The sequence below is a fragment of the Streptomyces umbrinus genome, from assembly GCF_030817415.1.
Taxonomy (GTDB): Bacteria; Actinomycetota; Actinomycetes; order Streptomycetales; family Streptomycetaceae; genus Streptomyces; species Streptomyces umbrinus_A.
The window spans coordinates 5,094,399-5,111,025 of the sequence record NZ_JAUSZI010000002.1 but is presented as its reverse complement, the minus strand read 5'-3'; the positions used below and the strand labels follow the sequence as shown (position 1 = coordinate 5,111,025).

The following is a 16,627-nucleotide window of genomic DNA, read 5'->3' as shown; positions in this document are numbered from 1 at the left end:
CTCCTGCCCCGAGGCTCAATCCCCTTACGCACGACCCCAGTTGCACCTGACGCGACCGCTCACGTCGTCGGGCCGATGACTCACGCCCTGCCATCACCGACCTGACCGGGAGTACGCCCTCGTGGCCACGTTCCTCTACAACCTCGGCCGACTCGCCTTCCGGCGACGGCATTTCGTCGCACTGATATGGGTGGCGCTGCTGACGCTCGCGGGCGTCGGAGCGGCGAGCGCACCCGCCGCCGGAACCACCTCCTTCTCGATCCCCGGCACCGAGGCGCAGAAGGCCTTCGACCTGCTGGAACAGCGGTTCCCCGGCGCCAGCGCCGACGGAGCCACCGGACGCATCGTCTTCAAGGCGCCCGACGGCCAGAAGATGACGGACGCCGACAACAAGGCGACCGTCGCGAAGACCGTCAAGGAGCTGGGCGGCGGCACCGAAGTCGTCTCCGTCACGGACCCGTTCACGACGAACGCGGTGAGCAAGGACGGAACGGTCGCCTACACCTCGGTGAAGTACAAGGTCCCCGGCATGGAGCTGGCGGACTCGACCAGGGAGTCCCTGGAAGCCGCTGGTGACGACGCCCGGTCGGCCGGGCTGACCGTCGACGTCGGAGGCGACGCGCTGGAGGCCGGCGCCGAACCGGGAGCGGTCGGCGAGATCGTCGGCATCGCCATCGCCGCGGTCGTCCTCGTCATCACCCTCGGCTCGCTGGTCGCGGCCGGACTGCCGCTGCTGACGGCGATCATCGGCGTGGGCATCGGCGTCTCCACCATCACCGCCCTCGCCAAGGCGCTCGACCTCGGCGACACCACCTCCACGCTCGCCCTGATGATCGGCCTCGCGGTCGGCATCGACTACGCGCTCTTCATCGTCTCCCGCTACCGGAACGAACTGGCTGAGGGCCGCGACCGCGAGGAGGCGGTGGGCCGCGCCACCGGCACCGCCGGCTCGGCGGTGGTCTTCGCGGGTCTCACGGTCGTGATCGCCCTCGCGGGCCTCGCCGTCGTCAACGTCCCGATGCTCACCAAGATGGGCCTCGCGGCGGCGGGCACGGTCGTCATCGCCGTCCTCATCGCGCTGACCATGATCCCGGCGATGCTCGGATACGCGGGCAGGAAGATCCGGCCCGCCGGCGAGAAGAGGCGCAAGGCGTCCGACGCCGCCACGTCCGAGAAGCAGGCCAAGCCCAACATGGGCACCCGCTGGGCGAGCTTCGTCATCCGCCGTCCGGTCGCCGTGCTGGTGCTCGGCGTGGTCGGTCTGGGCGCGATCGCCCTGCCCGCCACCCAGCTGGAACTGGGCCTGCCCGACGACGGCTCGCAGCCGACGTCCACGACCCAGCGCCGCGCGTACGACACGCTGTCGGAGGGCTTCGGCCCCGGCTTCAACGGCCCGCTGATGATCGTGGTCGACGCCAAGGACAGCGACGACCCGACGGCCGCCTTCGGTGACGTGGCCGACGGGATCAAGGGCCTCAAGGACGTCGTGACGGTCACCCCGCCGGCGCCCAACAAGGCCGGCGACACCGCGACGATCACCGTGATCCCGAACTCCAAGCCGTCCTCGACACAGACCGAGGACCTGGTGCATGCCATCCGTGACAAGGGTTCCGACTTCAAGGCCGACACGGACGCGGAGGTGCTGGTCACCGGCACCACCGCGATGAACATCGACTTCTCGCAGAAGCTGAACGACGCGCTGGTCCCGTACCTGGCGCTGGTGGTCGGTCTCGCCTTCCTGCTCCTGATCGTGGTCTTCCGCTCCATCCTGGTCCCGCTGAAGGCGGCCCTCGGCTTCCTGCTCAGCGTGCTCGCCGCGCTCGGCGCAGTGGTCGCGGTCTTCCAGTGGGGCTGGTTCTCCGGCCTGATCGGTGTCGAGGAGACCGGCCCGATCATGTCGATGATGCCGATCTTCATGGTGGGCGTGGTCTTCGGTCTCGCGATGGACTACGAGGTGTTCCTCGTGACCCGCATGCGGGAGGCGTTCGTCCACGGCGAGACGCCGAGCCAGGCCGTGGTGACCGGCTTCCGGCACAGCGCCCGGGTCGTGGTCGCCGCCGCGATCATCATGATGGCCGTCTTCGGAGGCTTCATCAGCTCCAGCGAGTCCATGATCAAGATGATCGGCTTCGGCCTCGCGATCGCCGTCTTCTTCGACGCCTTCGTCGTCCGTATGGCGATCGTCCCGGCGGTCCTCGCACTGCTCGGCAAGAAGGCCTGGTGGCTGCCGAAGTGGCTGGACCGCGCCCTGCCGAACGTCGACGTCGAGGGCGAGGGCCTGCGGGCCCTCGACGACCGGACGAAGGACTCGGGCTCCGGCTCCGACGAGGACCGGGAGCTGGTGCGCGTCTGAGAACCGGGAGGCGGTACGCGCCTCAGGAACCGGGATCCGGTACGCGACCGATGTGCGGCTGACATGTGTGGCTGACGCGCAGGTGACGTGCCGGCTCCCGTGAAGGACCAGCCGGTGAGGGCTCCGTGGGGACGGGCGGCCCTCACCGGCTTCATGTGTGCCGCGGGTGTGCGCGGTACGCCGGGCCGGGGCGGTTGTCAGTGGTGCGGTCTAGCGTTGGGGGCATGACGACTCTCTCCGAACGACCCCGTACGGCTCTGATGGTGATCGACGTCCAGAAGGGCGTCGTGGCCGGCGCCCACCAGCGCGACACGGTGGTCGCGAACATCGCCGCCCTCGTCGACACGGCACGCGCCCAGGGCGCCCCGGTCGTCTGGGTCCAGCACTCCGACGAGGGCCTGGAGAAGGGCAGCGAGGACTGGGAGTTCGTCGCCGAGCTGCCCCGCCGGGAATCGGAACCACTGGTGCACAAGACGTACGGCGACTCCTTCGAGGGCACCGACCTGGAGGACGTACTGGCCGGAGCCGGCGTCGGACACCTGGTGGTCACCGGCGCCCAGACGGACGCCTGCATCCGCTCCACGATCCACGGCGCGTTCGTACGGGGCTACGACGTGACACTCGTCGGCGACGCCCACACGACGGAGGACCTGAGCCAGTGGGGTGCCCCGCCGCCCGAGCAGGTCATCGCGCACACGAACCTGTACTGGCAGGAGCAGTCGGCACCGGAGCGCAAGGCCGGGGTGGTGGAGACGAAGGATGTGACGTTCAGCGACTGAGGCAGGGCCTGTCCGACAATCCCTAAGGGCGGCGGCCCCGCGTGCTGACGAGCGGCAAGGAGTTGACCACGAACGCCGGGTCCGCCAACAGGGCCTGGAAGCGGTCCAGTTCGCCGTCCGTGAGCCCCTCCGCCCGCAGCCGGTCGGCCATCTGCTGCGCGTTGACCCGGTGCAGGCCGATGCGTGTACCGCCACCCGCCCACGACTCCGCGTACGCCGTCGCCGTGACGTCCGCGAGACCGGCACCCAGCATCGCGCCGGGTACCCGGCGGCCCCACACGGGGTCGAGGCCCGCCTTCTCCAACTGGACCCGCAGGGCGGTGTGGACGCGTTCGAAGAGGGTGGCCGCCTCCTCGTCGGGGGCGGCCGGCACGGGGGTCCAGCTGATGTCGAACTCCTCCAGCACCAGCCACCCGCCGGGTCGCAGCGCCCCCGCGAGCCGCGCCAGAACGTCCAGCCGCTCCGGCAGGTGCTGCAGCACCAGCCGGGCGTGCACCAGGTCGTAGCCGTCGGCGGGCAGCGGGTCCTGGACGACGTCGTGCCGCAGGAGGCGTACGTGCGACGGCCGGGGGCGGGACTCCGCCCACCGCAGGTCGAGGTCCGTGATGGTGACCTCGCCGTCCGGGCCGACCTGTTCGCCGAGCCAGTCGCCCAGCGAGCCGCCCCCTCCGCCGACCTCCAGGCACCGCCGGCCCCGGGCGATCCCGGTCAGCTCCACCTGGCGACGGGAGAACGGGTCGTAGGAGGACTCCAGCGCGTGGAAGCGGCCCTGGGCCTGGTCGGCGCTGTTGTCGAACGCACAGCGGGACATGGGGGAGGCCTCTCCTTCACGCACGGCGCTTCCTCGCACACGGCGGTTCCATCGTCGCCGTCGCGGCGCCCGACGGCACGGCGGCAGAGCGGGACGGGTGACGTGAACGCGGGGCTTTCAGGTGTGCGCCCCGGCCGGGGAGTGCGCCGCCGTGGAACTCGTTCGCGTGTCCCGTACACCCACCGCTAGCGTGCCGTGCATGACGACGAGCGCAGCTGAAGAGTCCGGAGCACACCCCCGTTTCGCCGAAGCCCTGAGCGAGCTGGGTCTCGACGATCTGCACCCGCGGATCCGCCGCTTCCCGGACGGCGCCCGTACCGCCGTCGAGGCCGCCGAGGCGATCGGGTGCGAGCTGAGCCAGATCTGCAAGTCGCTGATCTTCGCGGCGGACGGCGTGCCGGTGCTGGTGCTGATGGACGGCGCGTCCCGGGTCGACCTCGAACTCGTCCGCCGGGAGCTGGGCGCCGAGAAGGTCACCCGGGCCAGGGCGGAGCTGGTCAGGGAGACCACGGGGTACGCGATCGGTGGCGTGCCGCCCTTCGGACACCGGACCAGGACCCGTGTCCTGGCGGACCGCTCGCTGCTGGACCACGACACGGTGTGGGCCGCCGCCGGCACCCCGCACACCGTGTTCCCCATGGACCCGAAGACCCTGATCGCCCACGCGGGCGGCACCCTGGTGGACGTCCGCGAGCAGACCGCGTGACCCCGCTGGTCACCGCCGCCGTCCTGCTCGCCGCGGTCACACACGCGAGCTGGAACGCCATCGCCCACCAGATCACCGACAAGCTGGTCGGGTTCACGCTGATCGCGGGCGGCGGGATGCTGATCGGGCTGGCGATGGTGCCGTTCGTGCCGTTCCCGGCGGCGGGGGCGTGGCCGTATCTGATCGCCTCGGCGGTCATCCACGTCGTGTACTACGTGCTGCTGATGAAGTCCTTCCGGCTCGGCGACTTCGGCCAGGCGTACCCGATCGCGCGAGGCACCGCCCCGCTGGTCGTGACCGCGCTGGCCGCCGTCTTCGCCCACGAGGTCCCCGACGGGTGGGCGTCGGCGGGCATCGCGGTGTCCTGCGCCGGGCTGACCGGCGTCGCGCTGTGGGGCCTGCGGGGACGCCGGCCCAACTGGGCCGCGATCGGCGCCGCGCTGGCGACGGGCCTGTCGATCGCCGCGTACACGGTCGTCGACGGCCTCGGCGTACGCGCCTCCGGCTCCTCCCTCTCCTACATCGCCTGGCTGATGGCCGTGGAGGGCGTGGCGGTCCCGGCATACGCCCTGTACCGCTGGCGCGGCGACCTGCTCACCGTCCTACGCCCCTTCGCAGCCGTCGGCCTCCTGGGCGCCGCCCTCTCGGTCGCCGCCTACGGCCTGGTCCTCTGGGCCCAGACGAAGGCGGAACTGGCGCCGATCGCGGCGCTCAGGGAGTCGTCCATCATCGTCGGCGCGGCCATAGGAGCGGTCTTCTTCAAGGAACGGTTCGGCGCACCACGCATCGCCGCGGCGGGCCTCCTGGTGGTGGGCATCGGCCTGATGCTCCACGCCGCGTGAACCTGCGGCCCGGGCCCCGGTGGGGGTGGGTGTCTGGCGTCGTGGGTTGGCCGCGGGCCGGCGGGGGTTGACCGCGCAGTTCCCCGCGCCCCTAAAGGCGGGGCTACGCCCCGAGTCTTTCAGGGGCGCGGGGAACTGCGCGCCAAGCCCAACCCGGCCGACAGCGAATCCACAACATGAGCCCCCGCTCACCCAGGGGCGCGGGGAACTGCGCGACCAGCCCAATGCGGCCCGCAGACAACACCGGACCGCCAGTGGCACCCCCTACAGCGAGGCCCTGAGGCCTCGTACCAGCGCCTGCGCCCGCGCATCCGCCGTCACCGTCTTGCTGAAGCCGTTCGTGACGTAGCCGAAGGCGATGCCCGACTCGGGGTCGGCGAAGCCGAGGGAGCCGCCGCGGCCCGGGTGGCCGAAGGAACCGGCGTCCAGGAAGGGCGAGGCCGAGCCATGGAGCATGTAGCCGAGGCCGAAGCGGGTGTTGATCACCAGGATCCGGTCCAGCCCCGCGGACTCCTCGGCCCGGGCCGCCGCCAGCGTCCGGGGAGTGAACAGCCGCGGCCCGCCGCCCACTTCACCCACCAGGGACGCGTAGAAGCGGGCCAGCCCCTCCGCCGTAGCGATCCCGTTCGTCGCGGGAAGCGCCGCCGCCCGGTACGCCGGGTCGTTCTGGTCGGGAAACGGAGTGATCGCGGCGAAGGCCCGACGCGTCAGGGAGGCCGGATCGTCGTACGCCTCGGCAACCGACCGCTTCGGACGCGACCGCAGCCCCCCGGCGTTCCCCGGCGCCTCGACCCGGCCGGCCCGACCCACCCGGCCCGCCTCCGCGGCGGGCAGCCCGACCCACAGATCCGCGCCCACCGGCCCGGCGATCTCCTCGGCGATCCAGTCCCCGACACCGCGGCCGGTGACGCGCCGCACCAGTTCGCCGAGCAGCCAGCCGTACGTCAGCGCGTGGTAGCCGTGATCGGTGCCCGGCTCCCACACGAGGGCCTGGCGTGCGACCGCCTCGGCACCGCGGAGGGGGTCCAGCGCCTCCTCGGGGGTCAGCGGCCGGTCCAGGACGGGCAGTCCGGCCCGGTGCGACAGCACGTGCCGTACGAGCACCCGCTCCTTGCCCACCGCCTTGAACTCGGGCCAGTACTCGCCCACGGGAGCGTCCAGGTCCAGCAGCCCGCGCTGGTGCAGCAGAAGGAGCGCGGCCGCGGCGACGCCCTTGGTGGCCGAGCGCACGATCTGGGCGGTGCCGCGCTCCCAGGGCGCCGAGTCCGCCGTACCGTCGACGTCCTTCGTGCCGGCCCACAGGTCCACGACCAGGCGCCCGTCCCGGTACACGGCGACGGCCGCACCCCGGTCCCCGAGCACCTCGAAGTTCCGTACGAACGCTTCCCTGACCGGCTCGAAGCCCTCGGCCACAGTGCCGTTCACGTCCACGTCCGTGCTCCGTTCCGTTCGCTCCACAGCCAGTGGATGCAACACCCACACACTGCCCGCGATTCCGGTGCCGCGTCAGCCCAACAGAATCGTGACCTCGATGTTGCCGCGTGTCGCGTTCGAGTACGGGCAGACCTGGTGGGCGGCGTCCACGAGCTTGGACGCGACGTCCTGGTCGAGGACGGGCAGCGAGACGCTCAGGGCGACCGCGAGGCCGTACCCGCGTTGCTTGTTGGGGCCGATCCCGACCTTCGCCGCGACCGTGGAACCGGACAGGTCGAAGCCCTCGCGGCGGCCGACCAGGACCAGCGCGTTGTGGAAGCAGGAGCTGAAGCCGGCCGCGAACAACTGCTCCGGGTTGGTGCCGTCACCGTCGCCGCCAAGCGCCGGAGGCATCGCGACCTTCAGCTCCAGCTGGCCGTCCTGGCTGGTCACATACCCTTCGCGGCCCCCGTGTGCGGTGGCCTCGGCCACGTACATGATCTTCGTGGGACGGCTGTCGAGGTCAACAGCGGCGTCGGTCATGGATCGCCTCACCCCCAGGCACGCGAGAACGCGGAATCAGAGTGCAGAAACAGAGTGCACAAACACATCGCACACAATGTATCCATCGATTCCGGCCACTTATTACTTGGGGGTAGAAACCGCCGGTAACATCGAGGTCAGCCGCCGGAGGTCCGCGCGCAGCCGCGCCACCTCGTCCGCCGTCAGCCGCGTCCCGGCCAGCAGCGCCGACGGCACGCACTCCGCGCGCTCCCGCAGCTCCTCGCCCCGCCCGGTGACCGCGACCAGCACCGACCGCTCGTCCAGCGCGGAACGCTCCCGGCGGACAAGACCGGCCGACTCCAGGCGTTTGAGCAGCGGCGACATGGTCCCGTAGTCGAGCCGCAGGGTCCCGGCAAGCTCCTTGACGGTGAGCTTCCCGCGCTCCCAGAGGACGAGCATGACCAGGTACTGCGGATAGGTGAGCCCGAGCGCTTCGAGCAGCGGACGGTACGCGCCGGTCACGGCACGCTGAGCCGCGTACAGCGCGAAGCACAACTGGTCGTCGAGCAGCAGCGAACCGGCCGGCGCGCACTCGTCGGGCGAACCCGCGGCTGGACTCTCGTCGGGCGAATCCGCCGTCGGACCCTCTTCGTTCGTCACGCGCCCATTGTCACGCGCCCATGGTCACGGAGCGCGGGTCGAAGCCGAACGGCAACTCCAGGCGGTGCTCCCGCATCAGTCCGTCGTCCGACAGCAACTCGCCGGTCCTGCCGTCCGCCGCGATCACGCCGTCGCTGAGGATCAGGGCACGCGGGCACAGTTCGAGGGCGTACGGCAGATCGTGCGTGACCATGAGCACGGTCACGTCCAACGACCGCAGGATGTCGGCGAGTTCGCGCCGCGAGGCGGGGTCGAGGTTGGACGACGGCTCGTCGAGGACCAGGATCTCCGGCTCCATCGCGAGGACGGTCGCGACCGCCACCCGGCGCCGCTGCCCGAAGGAGAGGTGGTGCGGCGGGCGGTCGGCGAAGGCCTCCATCCCGACCCGCTCCAGCGCCGTGCGCACCCGCGCCTCCAGCTCGGGACCCTTGAGCCCGGCGGCCGCGGGCCCGAAAGCCACGTCCTCACGCACGCTCGGCATGAACAGCTGGTCGTCCGGGTCCTGGAAGACGATGCCGACCTTCCGCCGGATCTCCGCCATGTGCTTCCGGCCTACGGGCAGCCCGGCGACCGTCACGGTCCCGGCGCCGCCGGTCAGGATGCCGTTGAGGTGCAGTACGAGGGTCGTCTTGCCGGCGCCGTTCGGCCCGAGCAGCGCCACGCGCTCACCGCGGCCGACGGTGAAGTCGACGCCGAACAGAGCCTGATGCCCGTCGGGGTACGCGAAGGCGAGCCCGGAGACTTCCAGGGAGGGGGCAGTAGCAGCGGTCACAGAGTCCATCCCAACAGACACACGACGAGGGCGGCGGACGGCAGGGCGAGCGCGTACGACCACTGCGCCCGGGACGCGGTCACCTCGTCGATGACCGGCATCGAACCGGCGTACCCCCGGCTGACCATGGCGAGATGCACCCGCTCCCCGCGTTCGTACGAGCGGATGAAGAGCGCGCCCGCGGACTTGGCGAGGACGCCCCAGGACCGGACACCGCGGGCCTCGAAGCCGCGCGACTCCCGCGCGATCTTCATGCGCCGCATCTCGTCCGCGATGACGTCCCCGTAACGGATCATGAAGGACGCGATCTGTACGAGGAGCGGCGGGAGCTTCAACCGCTGGAGCCCCAGCAGCAGTTCGCGCAGTTCGGTCGTCGAGGCGAGCAGCACGGACGCGGCGACGCCGAGCGTGCCCTTGGCCAGTACGTTCCAGGCGCCCCACAGACCGTTCACGCTCAACGAGAGGCCGAGTACCTCCACACGCTCGCCCTGCGCCACGAACGGCATCAGCACCGCGAACGCCACGAACGGCACCTCGATCAGCAGCCGCTTCAGCAGAAAGCCGGCCGGGACGCGGGCCGCGTACGCCACTGCTCCCAGCAGCAGCGCGTACAGCCCGAACGCCCACATCGCCTCGCGCGGGGTCGACACGACGACCAGCACGAAGGCGAAGACGGCGGCCAGTTTGGTGTGCGGCGGCAGGGCGTGCACGGGCGAGTGCCCGTGCCGGTAGAGCCGGTGCGCGTGTCCTGCGCCCATGTCAGACGGATTCCCCTACCTGCGAGGGCGAGGTCTCGGCCGTACGGCGCTTGCGTACGGCCCAGAAGACGCCCGTGCCCGCGACGACGGTGACGCCCACGCCGATCACGCCCGCGAGGCCGCCGGAGATCCGGGAGTCGGTGAGGCCCTCGATGCCGTAGTCGGCGAGCGGGGAGTCGGCGGCGGCGTGGTCCTCGGCCTTGGCGTCGATGCCCTTGTCGGCGGCGACCTTCTCCAGGCCGTCGGGGTTCGCGGAGGCGTAGAAGCTGACGAAGCCCGCGAGGGCGAGGGAGGCGGCGAGACCCGCCAGCCACACCGTGCGATGGGACCGGGCGGCGACCGGGACGGGCTCGGCGGCGGGCGTGTCCACCAGCTCCCCGCCGACGCGCAGCTTCAGCGGCGCGGTCAGACCGCGGGCCCCGTACACGAGGTCCGGTCGTACGGCGATGACGGCGCCGACCGTGAGCGCGGTGATCGCGGCCTCACCGATGCCGATCAGGACGTGGACGCCGACCATGGCGGTGAGGACCTGCCCGATCGGGACGTCCGTGGTGCCGCCGATCGCGTAGACGAGAGTGAAGGCCGCGGCGGCGGCCGGCACGGAGAGCACGGCGGCCACGAACGCCGAGACGGTAATGGATCGACGCTTCTTGGGCAGGAGTTTTACAAGACCGCGGAAGACGGTGTACGCCACCACCGTCGTGACCACCGCCATGACCGTGATGTTCACGCCGAGCGCGGTGAGTCCGCCGTCCGCGAAGAGGATGCCCTGCATGAGGAGCACGACCGAGACACAGAGGACCCCGGTGAAGGGGCCCACGAGTATCGCGGCCAGCGCGCCTCCGAGCAGATGTCCGCTGGTCCCGGCCGCGACCGGGAAGTTGAGCATCTGCACGGCGAAGATGAAGGCGGCGACGAGACCCGCGAGCGGGGCCGTGCGTTCGTCCAGCTCACGGCGGGCGCCGCGCAGGCTCACCGCGACCGCTGCGGCGGCCACGACTCCGGCGCCAACGGAGACGGGGGCGTTGATGAAACCGTCGGGGACGTGCATGAGGGCTCCGCTTCCGGGGGCAGGCCGGTTGTCTGTAACCGTTCGATGATAGTGGCTTAATGCGAATAGCTTGCAAGAGCGAGGTGACCTCGAATAATCCGGAAGCGTATTTCGGAAAATATGCGACATTGGAGAGGAAGCAGCTCAAACAAGGAGCAGCTCACAGAGGGAGCGATCGATGTCCGCCGTCGAGCAGTACGCGCGCGCCCACATCGTGACGGACGCGGCGCAGGATCCGCCGGCCGTCCCGGTGGCCCTTCGATACGACCCGGAGGCCGACCCCCGACGGGTGCACATCATGCTGCCCGGCCACCATGAGTGGGTTTTCGCCCGCGACCTGCTCGAACAGGGGCTACGGGCTCCGGCCGCCGCCGGTGACGTACGCATCTGGCCGTGCGGGCGGGTCCAGGCCGTCATGGAGTTCCACTCGCCGACGGGCGTGGACGTCGTGCAGTTCGACACGAGGACCCTGATCCGCTTCCTGCGTCGTACTTACACGGCCACTCCGGTCAGCAGCTGACCGGACGCTCCGCCGGGGCGATCCGCTGGGGGCGCGGTTTCGTCTGCTGGTCCGTTGTGGTCCCCCAGCCTTCGGCCGGGAGGTGCCCCCAGGTCGCGCAGTTCCCCGCGCCCCTAAGGGGCGCGGGGTTCAGCTGCCTGCCTTCAGCAGTGCCGCCACGATCGGGCCGGCCGTTTCGCCGCCGTGGCCGCCCTGCTGGACCACGCCCGCGGCCGCGAGGTCGCCCTTCCAGGCGGTGAACCAGCCGTTGGGCTTCTTCTGGCCGTCGACCTCCGCGGAGCCGGTCTTGGCGCCGAAGTCCGGGCCGAGACCGGCCATGGCGTCCGCCGCCGTGCCGGCCGCCGCCGTGTACTGGAGGAGCTCCTTGAGCTGGGCCTGCGTGTCGGCCGACAGCGAGCGGGGCGCCTTCGCGAGGGTGCGCTTGTCGACCGTCGGGGCCACCAGGTAGGGCTGGTGGAAGGTGCCCGTCTTGGCGGTGGCGACGACCGACGCCATGTTCAGCGGGTTCATCCGGACCCCGCCCTGGCCGATCAGCGAGGCCGCCATCTGGGCCTGCGACTGGACCGGCACCGAGCCGTCGAAGGTCGGCACCCCGATGGCCCAGTTGTCCATGCCGAGCCCGAACACCTGCTGGGCCTGCTTGGTCAGGTCGTCGTCACTCAGCTTCTTGGCCTGACTGATGAAGGCCGTGTTGCAGGAGCGCGCGAAGCTCGCCTTGAACGTGCCGCCCTTGATCTCGAACTTGTCGTCGTTCTGGAACTTCCAGCCGCCGTACGTCGAGTACTTGGGGCAGGGGTGTTCCTTGTTCGTCGACGCGAGGCCCTTGTCGATGAGCAGCGACGCCGTGATGATCTTCATCGTCGAGCCGGGGGCCAGGGAGCCCTGGAAGGCGGTGTTGAAGCCGTGCCCGGCGTTCGCGACGGCCAGGATCTCGCCGGTGGACGGCCGGATGACGACGGCCGAGGACTTGGCCTTCTTGGCCACCTGCTGCTCGGCGGTCGCCTGGAGGCCCGGGCTGAGCGTCGTACGGACCGTGCCCGGGGTGCCCTTGCTCAGCTCCACCAGCGTCTTGTCGGGGGTCTCGTCCGAAGAGGTCTTGGCGGAGCCCTCGGCGTCCTTCGACTCGGCCTCGGCGCGGATCACCCGCAGCTCGATGCCCGCCTTGCCGCCCGCCGTCTTGCCGAACTTCTCCCGGAGGCCGTCGAGAACGGTGCCGAGCGAGGGGTACTTGGCGGTGGTCAGCTCGCCGCCGTCCCGGTCGAGCGCCTTCACCGGTGGCGTCCCGGCCTCCCCGGTGACCAGCTTGTCGCCGTCCTTCAGGTCCGGGTGCACGACCGCGGAGTGCCAGTCGACCAGCGGCTTGCCGTCCTTGGCGCGACGGACGACGGTGAGCTCGGACTCGTACGCGAGGGGCTTGGTCAGGCCGCCCTTGTACGCGACCGTGCCCTTGACGGAGAACGGGACGGCGTCCCCGGAGCGCTTCTTGGCGGTGAGCGTCACATCCTTGATGTACGCCTCCTTGCCGTAACCGGTGAGGAGGGTGCGGGCGGCCGCAGTGTCGTTCGTGGCGGCCGCGGCGGTCGTGACGTCGCCGCTCTGCCAGGCCGTGAGGAACGCCGTGGCCGTCGACTTCACCTCGGTCGCCGACAGCGGGCCCTTCTTCACGGGCTTCGCGTCGGAGGCCGAGCTCGAGTCGTCGGCCGCCGCCCCGCCCCCGTACAGGGCGTAGACACCGAACCCCGCGCCGCCCACGACAACGGCGATCATCCCGCCGATGACGGCGGGTTTCGTCCTGTTGCGCTCAGACGCGCGCCTTCTGTTCCCCACGGCTTCCGTTCCTTCGCTGCTTCCCCGGATACCTCACGGTCCCCTACAAGAACGAGAGTCACCACCCTAGAGTCCCGCCCTGTGAGGGTGAGTTCGGACACCTGTGGAACGGCGCCCTCTCTTGGCTCAGCCCCCGCTTTCAGCCTCCCGCCCGCAGGACCTGGGCGACGATCGGGCCTGCCGCGTCGCCGCCGTGGCCGCCCTGCTGCACCATGGCCGCGGCGGCGATGTCATTCCGGAAGCCGGTGAACCAGCTGTTGGACGTCCCCTGCCCGTCGACCTCGGCGGAGCCGGTCTTGGCGCCGATGTCGCCGCCGAGCCCGGACATCGCCTGCGTGGCGGTGCCGCCGGCGCTGGTCGCGGTGAGCCGCATCATCTGCTTCAGCTGGGCGGCGGTGTCGCTCGACAGGCCGCGCGCGGTGGCCAGTCGGCGGTCGTCGAGCTTCGGCGACACGACGAAGGGCTGCCGGAATGTGCCCGTGATCGCGGTCGCCGTGACCGACGCCATGTTCAGCGGGTTCATCTGGACGTCGCCCTGGCCGATGGCGTTGGCCGCGCGCTTCGGGCCGCCGGACGCGGGGACGCTGCCGTCGAAGGAGACGATCCCGGTCTTCCAGTTGTCCTTGCCCAGGCCGAACCGCTCCTGGGCCTCCGTCGTGAGCGACTCGTCCGTGAGGGGCTTCTCGTCGGTGCCGTCGATGAGCTTCACGAAGGCCGTGTTGCACGAGCGCATGAAACTGTTGGCGAGCGTGGCGCCCTCGTTGGGCTGCATGCCCTTGAGGTTGGGGAACTTCGTGCTCATCCAGACGGCGTCGGGCGGACAGGGTGCCGGGCTGTTCATCGAGGTCACGCCGTTGTCGATGAGCATCGCCGCGGTGATGATCTTCATCGTGGAGCCGGGTGCGACCCTGCCCTCGAACGCCGCGTTGAACCCGTCCTCGCGGTGGTTCGCGATCGCCAGCACCTCCCCGGTGCTCGGCTTCACGGCGACCACCGACGACTCCGCGAACTGCTTGACCGCCTTCTCCGCCGCCGCCTGCGCGCCCGCGCTGAAGGTGGTGCGCAGCTTGCCCGCCTCGCCCTTGGCGAGGGTCACCAGCGAGGTGTCTCCCGCGCTCTCGCTCTCGTGCCGGATCGCGAGCTCGACGCCGGGCGTGCCGCCGGCCTTGTCGCCGTACCTGTCGCGCAGCGTGTCCAGGACGGGACCGAGGGACGGGTACTTCTCCTTGGTCAGGACAACATCGTTGCGGTCCACGGCCTCGATGGGCGGGCTCGCGGCCTCGCCTGTGACCAGGGTGTCGCCGGTCTTCAGCTCCGGGTGCACGACGGACGGCCGCCAGTCGACCAGCGCCTTGCCCGTGGTCTTCCCGCGCACGACGGTCAGTTCGCTCTCGTACGCGAGCGGCTTGCTCTTCCCTTTGTACGAGACCGTCGCCGCCACGGAGAAGGGCACGGTCGTGCCTGTCGGCGTACCGGGCGTGATCTTCACCTTGGTGATGTGCGCCTGGCCGCCGTAGGCGACCAGCAGGGGCCCGGCCGCCTGCGCGTTGTTCGTCTCCGCCGCGGCCGCGGCCGCCTCGCCCTTTTGCCAGGCCGCGAAGAACTTCTTGCTGGTCTCCTCGACCTCGTCCCCCGACGGCGGCCCGGTCTTCTTCTCCGCCGTGGTCCCGGCCGAGCCGCTGTCGCCGCTGACCGCACTGACTATGTTGTACGCGCCGTACCCGGCGCCCCCCACCATCACAGCGAACACCCCGCCCACAATGGCGGCCTTGGCCCCGTTGCGCATCGCGCGTTCCCCTCCCCGTCCCCGTTCCCCGTGAACCTTTCTGAACACGTTCAGAAAGGTGTCCATGCTGGCACTGTATGCGGGAGGGGTGACGGCTGGGGCGGCAGTGCCCAGAAGTTGACCGAACAGAGACGACGACTCGGGTGCGGATCACATATGTGACCGTCCGTGACTGTCTGTGCCTGTCCGCGCGCCCCCTCGGGAACGGTCGACGCCGACGGAAATCAATCACAAAAAGACGGAGATCGTCACCGCGTTCTCAATATCGGATCAGCGTTCTTTTTGCTGTTCGCCGATTCCTTCGGTGTGTTTGAGTGTCGTCGCTTCGCACCGAAAATGAGGGGGATGAGTGGGGTATTCGCGCGGGATTACAGAAGTCCAAGTCAGCAAGGGCGCCCTGTGGGTGGCTTCGGACACCTATCCGTTGCGCAACATCGCCAGGACGTCGATGCGGGAAATTGTGCCCAACTACGGCAAGGCCAAGGCCGAGTTCGTGAAGAGGCTGGTGCTCCAGCTGATCCTGGTGTTCGCGGGACTCGGGCTGATGTCGGCGTCGGTCCTCTTCGGCTTCCTGCTGCTGATCGTCGGTGCCGGACTGATCGCTCGCGACTATCAGCGGCTCCAGAAGGTACTGAACGCTCCGGCGCTGTACGTACTGCAGATCACGACGTCGGGATCCCCGCAGACCGCACTGACAAGTGACGACAAGGGACTGATGGACAAGATTTTCCACCAGCTCATGGAAGCGATGGATAACCCGGAAATCCAGTTCCGCTACGAAATGCCGACCTACAACATCAACGGCGACAGCATCTACCAGTTCGGCGACCACAACACGGGGCAGGTGATCGCGTGACCGGCGACAGCGTCATGCAGTTCGGCAACTTCAACATCGGAATGGTCAAGAGCCAGGGCCCGGTGGACCAGCGAGCGGCCCACGAACAGATGATCAACTCGGTACTGGCCATCCGGTCGCACGTCTCCGAGTCGGACCGAACGCTGATCGACGACACCCTGGGCATCCTCGACACCGACGGCCCGGTGGACCGCCAACGCTTCCGCCAGGCCCTCGGCACCATCGGCGGAATCGCGGCGCTGCTGGGGGCGACGGGGGCGCCGGTGATCGAGTCGATCGGCAAGGTGATGGAGGCGTTCGGCCTGAGGTGACGCCCAGCACGGGGTGAGGGCCCGGTGCTGGGCGTCAGAGACTGGGCGTGACGGCCCGGTGCTCGACGACGTGCTCCTGACCCCCGACGAGGGGCGAGAGGGGTTGGGAGCACGGCCGGCGGAAGCCCGCGGGCGCGATGAACCTCGGCCCCTGGCCGACCAGCGCGGTGCGGCCAACGGGCTTCCTCGGACGAATGGTTGAGCTACTCGAACCGTGTCAGCTCGGCAATCGCCAGCACGGCCCTTCTGGATGCCCCAGCCAGACGATCTGGTTCAGGTCCGTGACGGTCATCCCGAACGATGTCTGATCGGGCGAGCCTGCCTCCTGCCATGTCGTCAGTGCGTCTTCGACCTGGTCCCACAGGTTCAGTGGCCCGTTCTCGTTCGGTGGTCGGTTCGGTCACCAGGTCCTCCTTTGCGGATGGGTGGTTGGGCGCGTCGGGTGCCCGCCCCGGATTCTCCAGATGGCCGAGGAAGCAGACGACCGAGCGGGCGAGGCGCTGGGCGTGGGCCACCTGGGCGGGCAGTGTGGGGCCCGCTTCGAGGTCCAGGCGGGTGCGGGCCTCGGCGACCCCGGCATAGGCGCTACGCCTGACTGTCTCGTCCATGGGCAACCCGAGGCCGGCCTTCTCCACTTCAGGGATCAGCAGCATCAGGTGACCTCGGTAGAGCAGGGTC

Annotated in this window: 17 protein-coding genes; 7 read left to right on the top strand and 10 right to left on the bottom strand. The window is 70.1% G+C overall.

What is annotated here, in order from left to right; translation table 11 throughout:
- Window positions 1-121: 121 nt before the first annotated feature.
- The gene (locus tag QF035_RS22220; RefSeq protein ID WP_307522225.1) at window positions 122-2,353 is read left to right on the top strand and encodes an MMPL family transporter; all 2,232 of its coding nucleotides are present in this window, start codon (window positions 122-124) and stop codon (window positions 2,351-2,353) included.
- Window positions 2,354-2,577: 224 nt separating this feature from the next.
- Entirely contained in the window at window positions 2,578-3,132 is a 555-nt protein-coding gene (locus QF035_RS22215) for a cysteine hydrolase family protein (protein WP_307522223.1), read from the top strand.
- Window positions 3,133-3,154: 22 nt separating this feature from the next.
- On the opposite strand, the gene QF035_RS22210 is transcribed toward QF035_RS22215, so the two are convergent.
- Window positions 3,155-3,943, bottom strand: coding sequence for a class I SAM-dependent methyltransferase (locus tag QF035_RS22210; protein WP_307522222.1), 789 nt, complete (start codon window positions 3,941-3,943; stop codon window positions 3,155-3,157).
- Window positions 3,944-4,142: 199 nt separating this feature from the next.
- Here QF035_RS22210 and QF035_RS22205 point away from each other — a divergent pair, with 199 nt between their 5' ends.
- On the top strand, window positions 4,143-4,649 hold the full coding sequence (locus tag QF035_RS22205) for a YbaK/EbsC family protein (protein ID WP_307522221.1): 507 nt from the start codon (window positions 4,143-4,145) through the stop codon (window positions 4,647-4,649).
- The gene (locus QF035_RS22200; RefSeq protein ID WP_269650482.1) at window positions 4,646-5,491 is read left to right on the top strand and encodes a DMT family transporter; all 846 of its coding nucleotides are present in this window, start codon (window positions 4,646-4,648) and stop codon (window positions 5,489-5,491) included. The genes QF035_RS22205 and QF035_RS22200 overlap by 4 nt, the downstream gene beginning before the upstream one ends.
- Window positions 5,492-5,755: 264 nt before the next feature.
- Here the strand turns inward: QF035_RS22200 and QF035_RS22195 are convergent, their stop codons facing one another.
- The 6 genes from QF035_RS22195 to QF035_RS22170 all read right to left on the bottom strand — a co-directional run bounded on the left by QF035_RS22195 (window position 5,756) and on the right by QF035_RS22170 (window position 10,649).
- Window positions 5,756-6,922 carry a serine hydrolase domain-containing protein gene (locus tag QF035_RS22195; protein ID WP_307522219.1) on the bottom strand — a complete coding sequence of 389 codons (1,167 nt, stop codon included), beginning with the start codon at window positions 6,920-6,922 and terminating at the stop codon, window positions 5,756-5,758.
- Between the two features lie 75 nt (window positions 6,923-6,997).
- Entirely contained in the window at window positions 6,998-7,447 is a 450-nt protein-coding gene (locus tag QF035_RS22190) for an organic hydroperoxide resistance protein (protein WP_269650483.1), read from the bottom strand.
- 102 nt (window positions 7,448-7,549) lie between these two features.
- Window positions 7,550-7,981 (bottom strand): MarR family winged helix-turn-helix transcriptional regulator, encoded by a 432-nt coding sequence (locus QF035_RS22185; RefSeq protein WP_307531329.1) that lies wholly within the window; start codon window positions 7,979-7,981, stop codon window positions 7,550-7,552.
- 97 nt (window positions 7,982-8,078) lie between these two features.
- Window positions 8,079-8,849, bottom strand: coding sequence for an energy-coupling factor ABC transporter ATP-binding protein (locus QF035_RS22180; protein ID WP_307522218.1), 771 nt, complete (start codon window positions 8,847-8,849; stop codon window positions 8,079-8,081).
- The gene (cbiQ, locus tag QF035_RS22175; protein ID WP_307522217.1) at window positions 8,837-9,598 is read right to left on the bottom strand and encodes a cobalt ECF transporter T component CbiQ; all 762 of its coding nucleotides are present in this window, start codon (window positions 9,596-9,598) and stop codon (window positions 8,837-8,839) included. The genes QF035_RS22180 and cbiQ overlap by 13 nt, the downstream gene beginning before the upstream one ends.
- Before the next feature lies 1 nt (window position 9,599).
- Window positions 9,600-10,649 (bottom strand): energy-coupling factor ABC transporter permease, encoded by a 1,050-nt coding sequence (locus tag QF035_RS22170; RefSeq protein ID WP_307522215.1) that lies wholly within the window; start codon window positions 10,647-10,649, stop codon window positions 9,600-9,602.
- Window positions 10,650-10,827: 178 nt separating this feature from the next.
- On the opposite strand from QF035_RS22170, the gene QF035_RS22165 reads away from it, so the two are divergent.
- Window positions 10,828-11,169, top strand: a complete 342-nt coding sequence (locus QF035_RS22165) for an SsgA family sporulation/cell division regulator (RefSeq protein ID WP_307522214.1) — start codon at window positions 10,828-10,830, stop codon at window positions 11,167-11,169.
- Window positions 11,170-11,298: 129 nt separating this feature from the next.
- On the opposite strand, the gene QF035_RS22160 is transcribed toward QF035_RS22165, so the two are convergent.
- A complete protein-coding gene (locus QF035_RS22160; protein WP_307522213.1) occupies window positions 11,299-12,996 on the bottom strand; it encodes a penicillin-binding transpeptidase domain-containing protein in 1,698 nt (565 codons plus the stop codon).
- A gap of 139 nt (window positions 12,997-13,135) precedes the next feature.
- The gene (locus tag QF035_RS22155; RefSeq protein WP_307522211.1) at window positions 13,136-14,782 is read right to left on the bottom strand and encodes a penicillin-binding transpeptidase domain-containing protein; all 1,647 of its coding nucleotides are present in this window, start codon (window positions 14,780-14,782) and stop codon (window positions 13,136-13,138) included.
- Window positions 14,783-15,131: 349 nt separating this feature from the next.
- On the opposite strand from QF035_RS22155, the gene QF035_RS22150 reads away from it, so the two are divergent.
- A complete protein-coding gene (locus QF035_RS22150; RefSeq protein WP_307522210.1) occupies window positions 15,132-15,638 on the top strand; it encodes a DUF6232 family protein in 507 nt (168 codons plus the stop codon).
- Window positions 15,635-15,949 (top strand): hypothetical protein, encoded by a 315-nt coding sequence (locus QF035_RS22145; RefSeq protein ID WP_307522208.1) that lies wholly within the window; start codon window positions 15,635-15,637, stop codon window positions 15,947-15,949. Before QF035_RS22150 ends, QF035_RS22145 begins: the two co-directional genes overlap by 4 nt.
- Before the next feature lie 203 nt (window positions 15,950-16,152).
- Here QF035_RS22145 and QF035_RS22140 read toward each other — a convergent pair whose 3' ends face one another.
- Window positions 16,153-16,602, bottom strand: a complete 450-nt coding sequence (locus tag QF035_RS22140) for a DUF6415 family natural product biosynthesis protein (RefSeq protein ID WP_307522206.1) — start codon at window positions 16,600-16,602, stop codon at window positions 16,153-16,155.
- Window positions 16,603-16,627 lie beyond the last annotated feature (25 nt).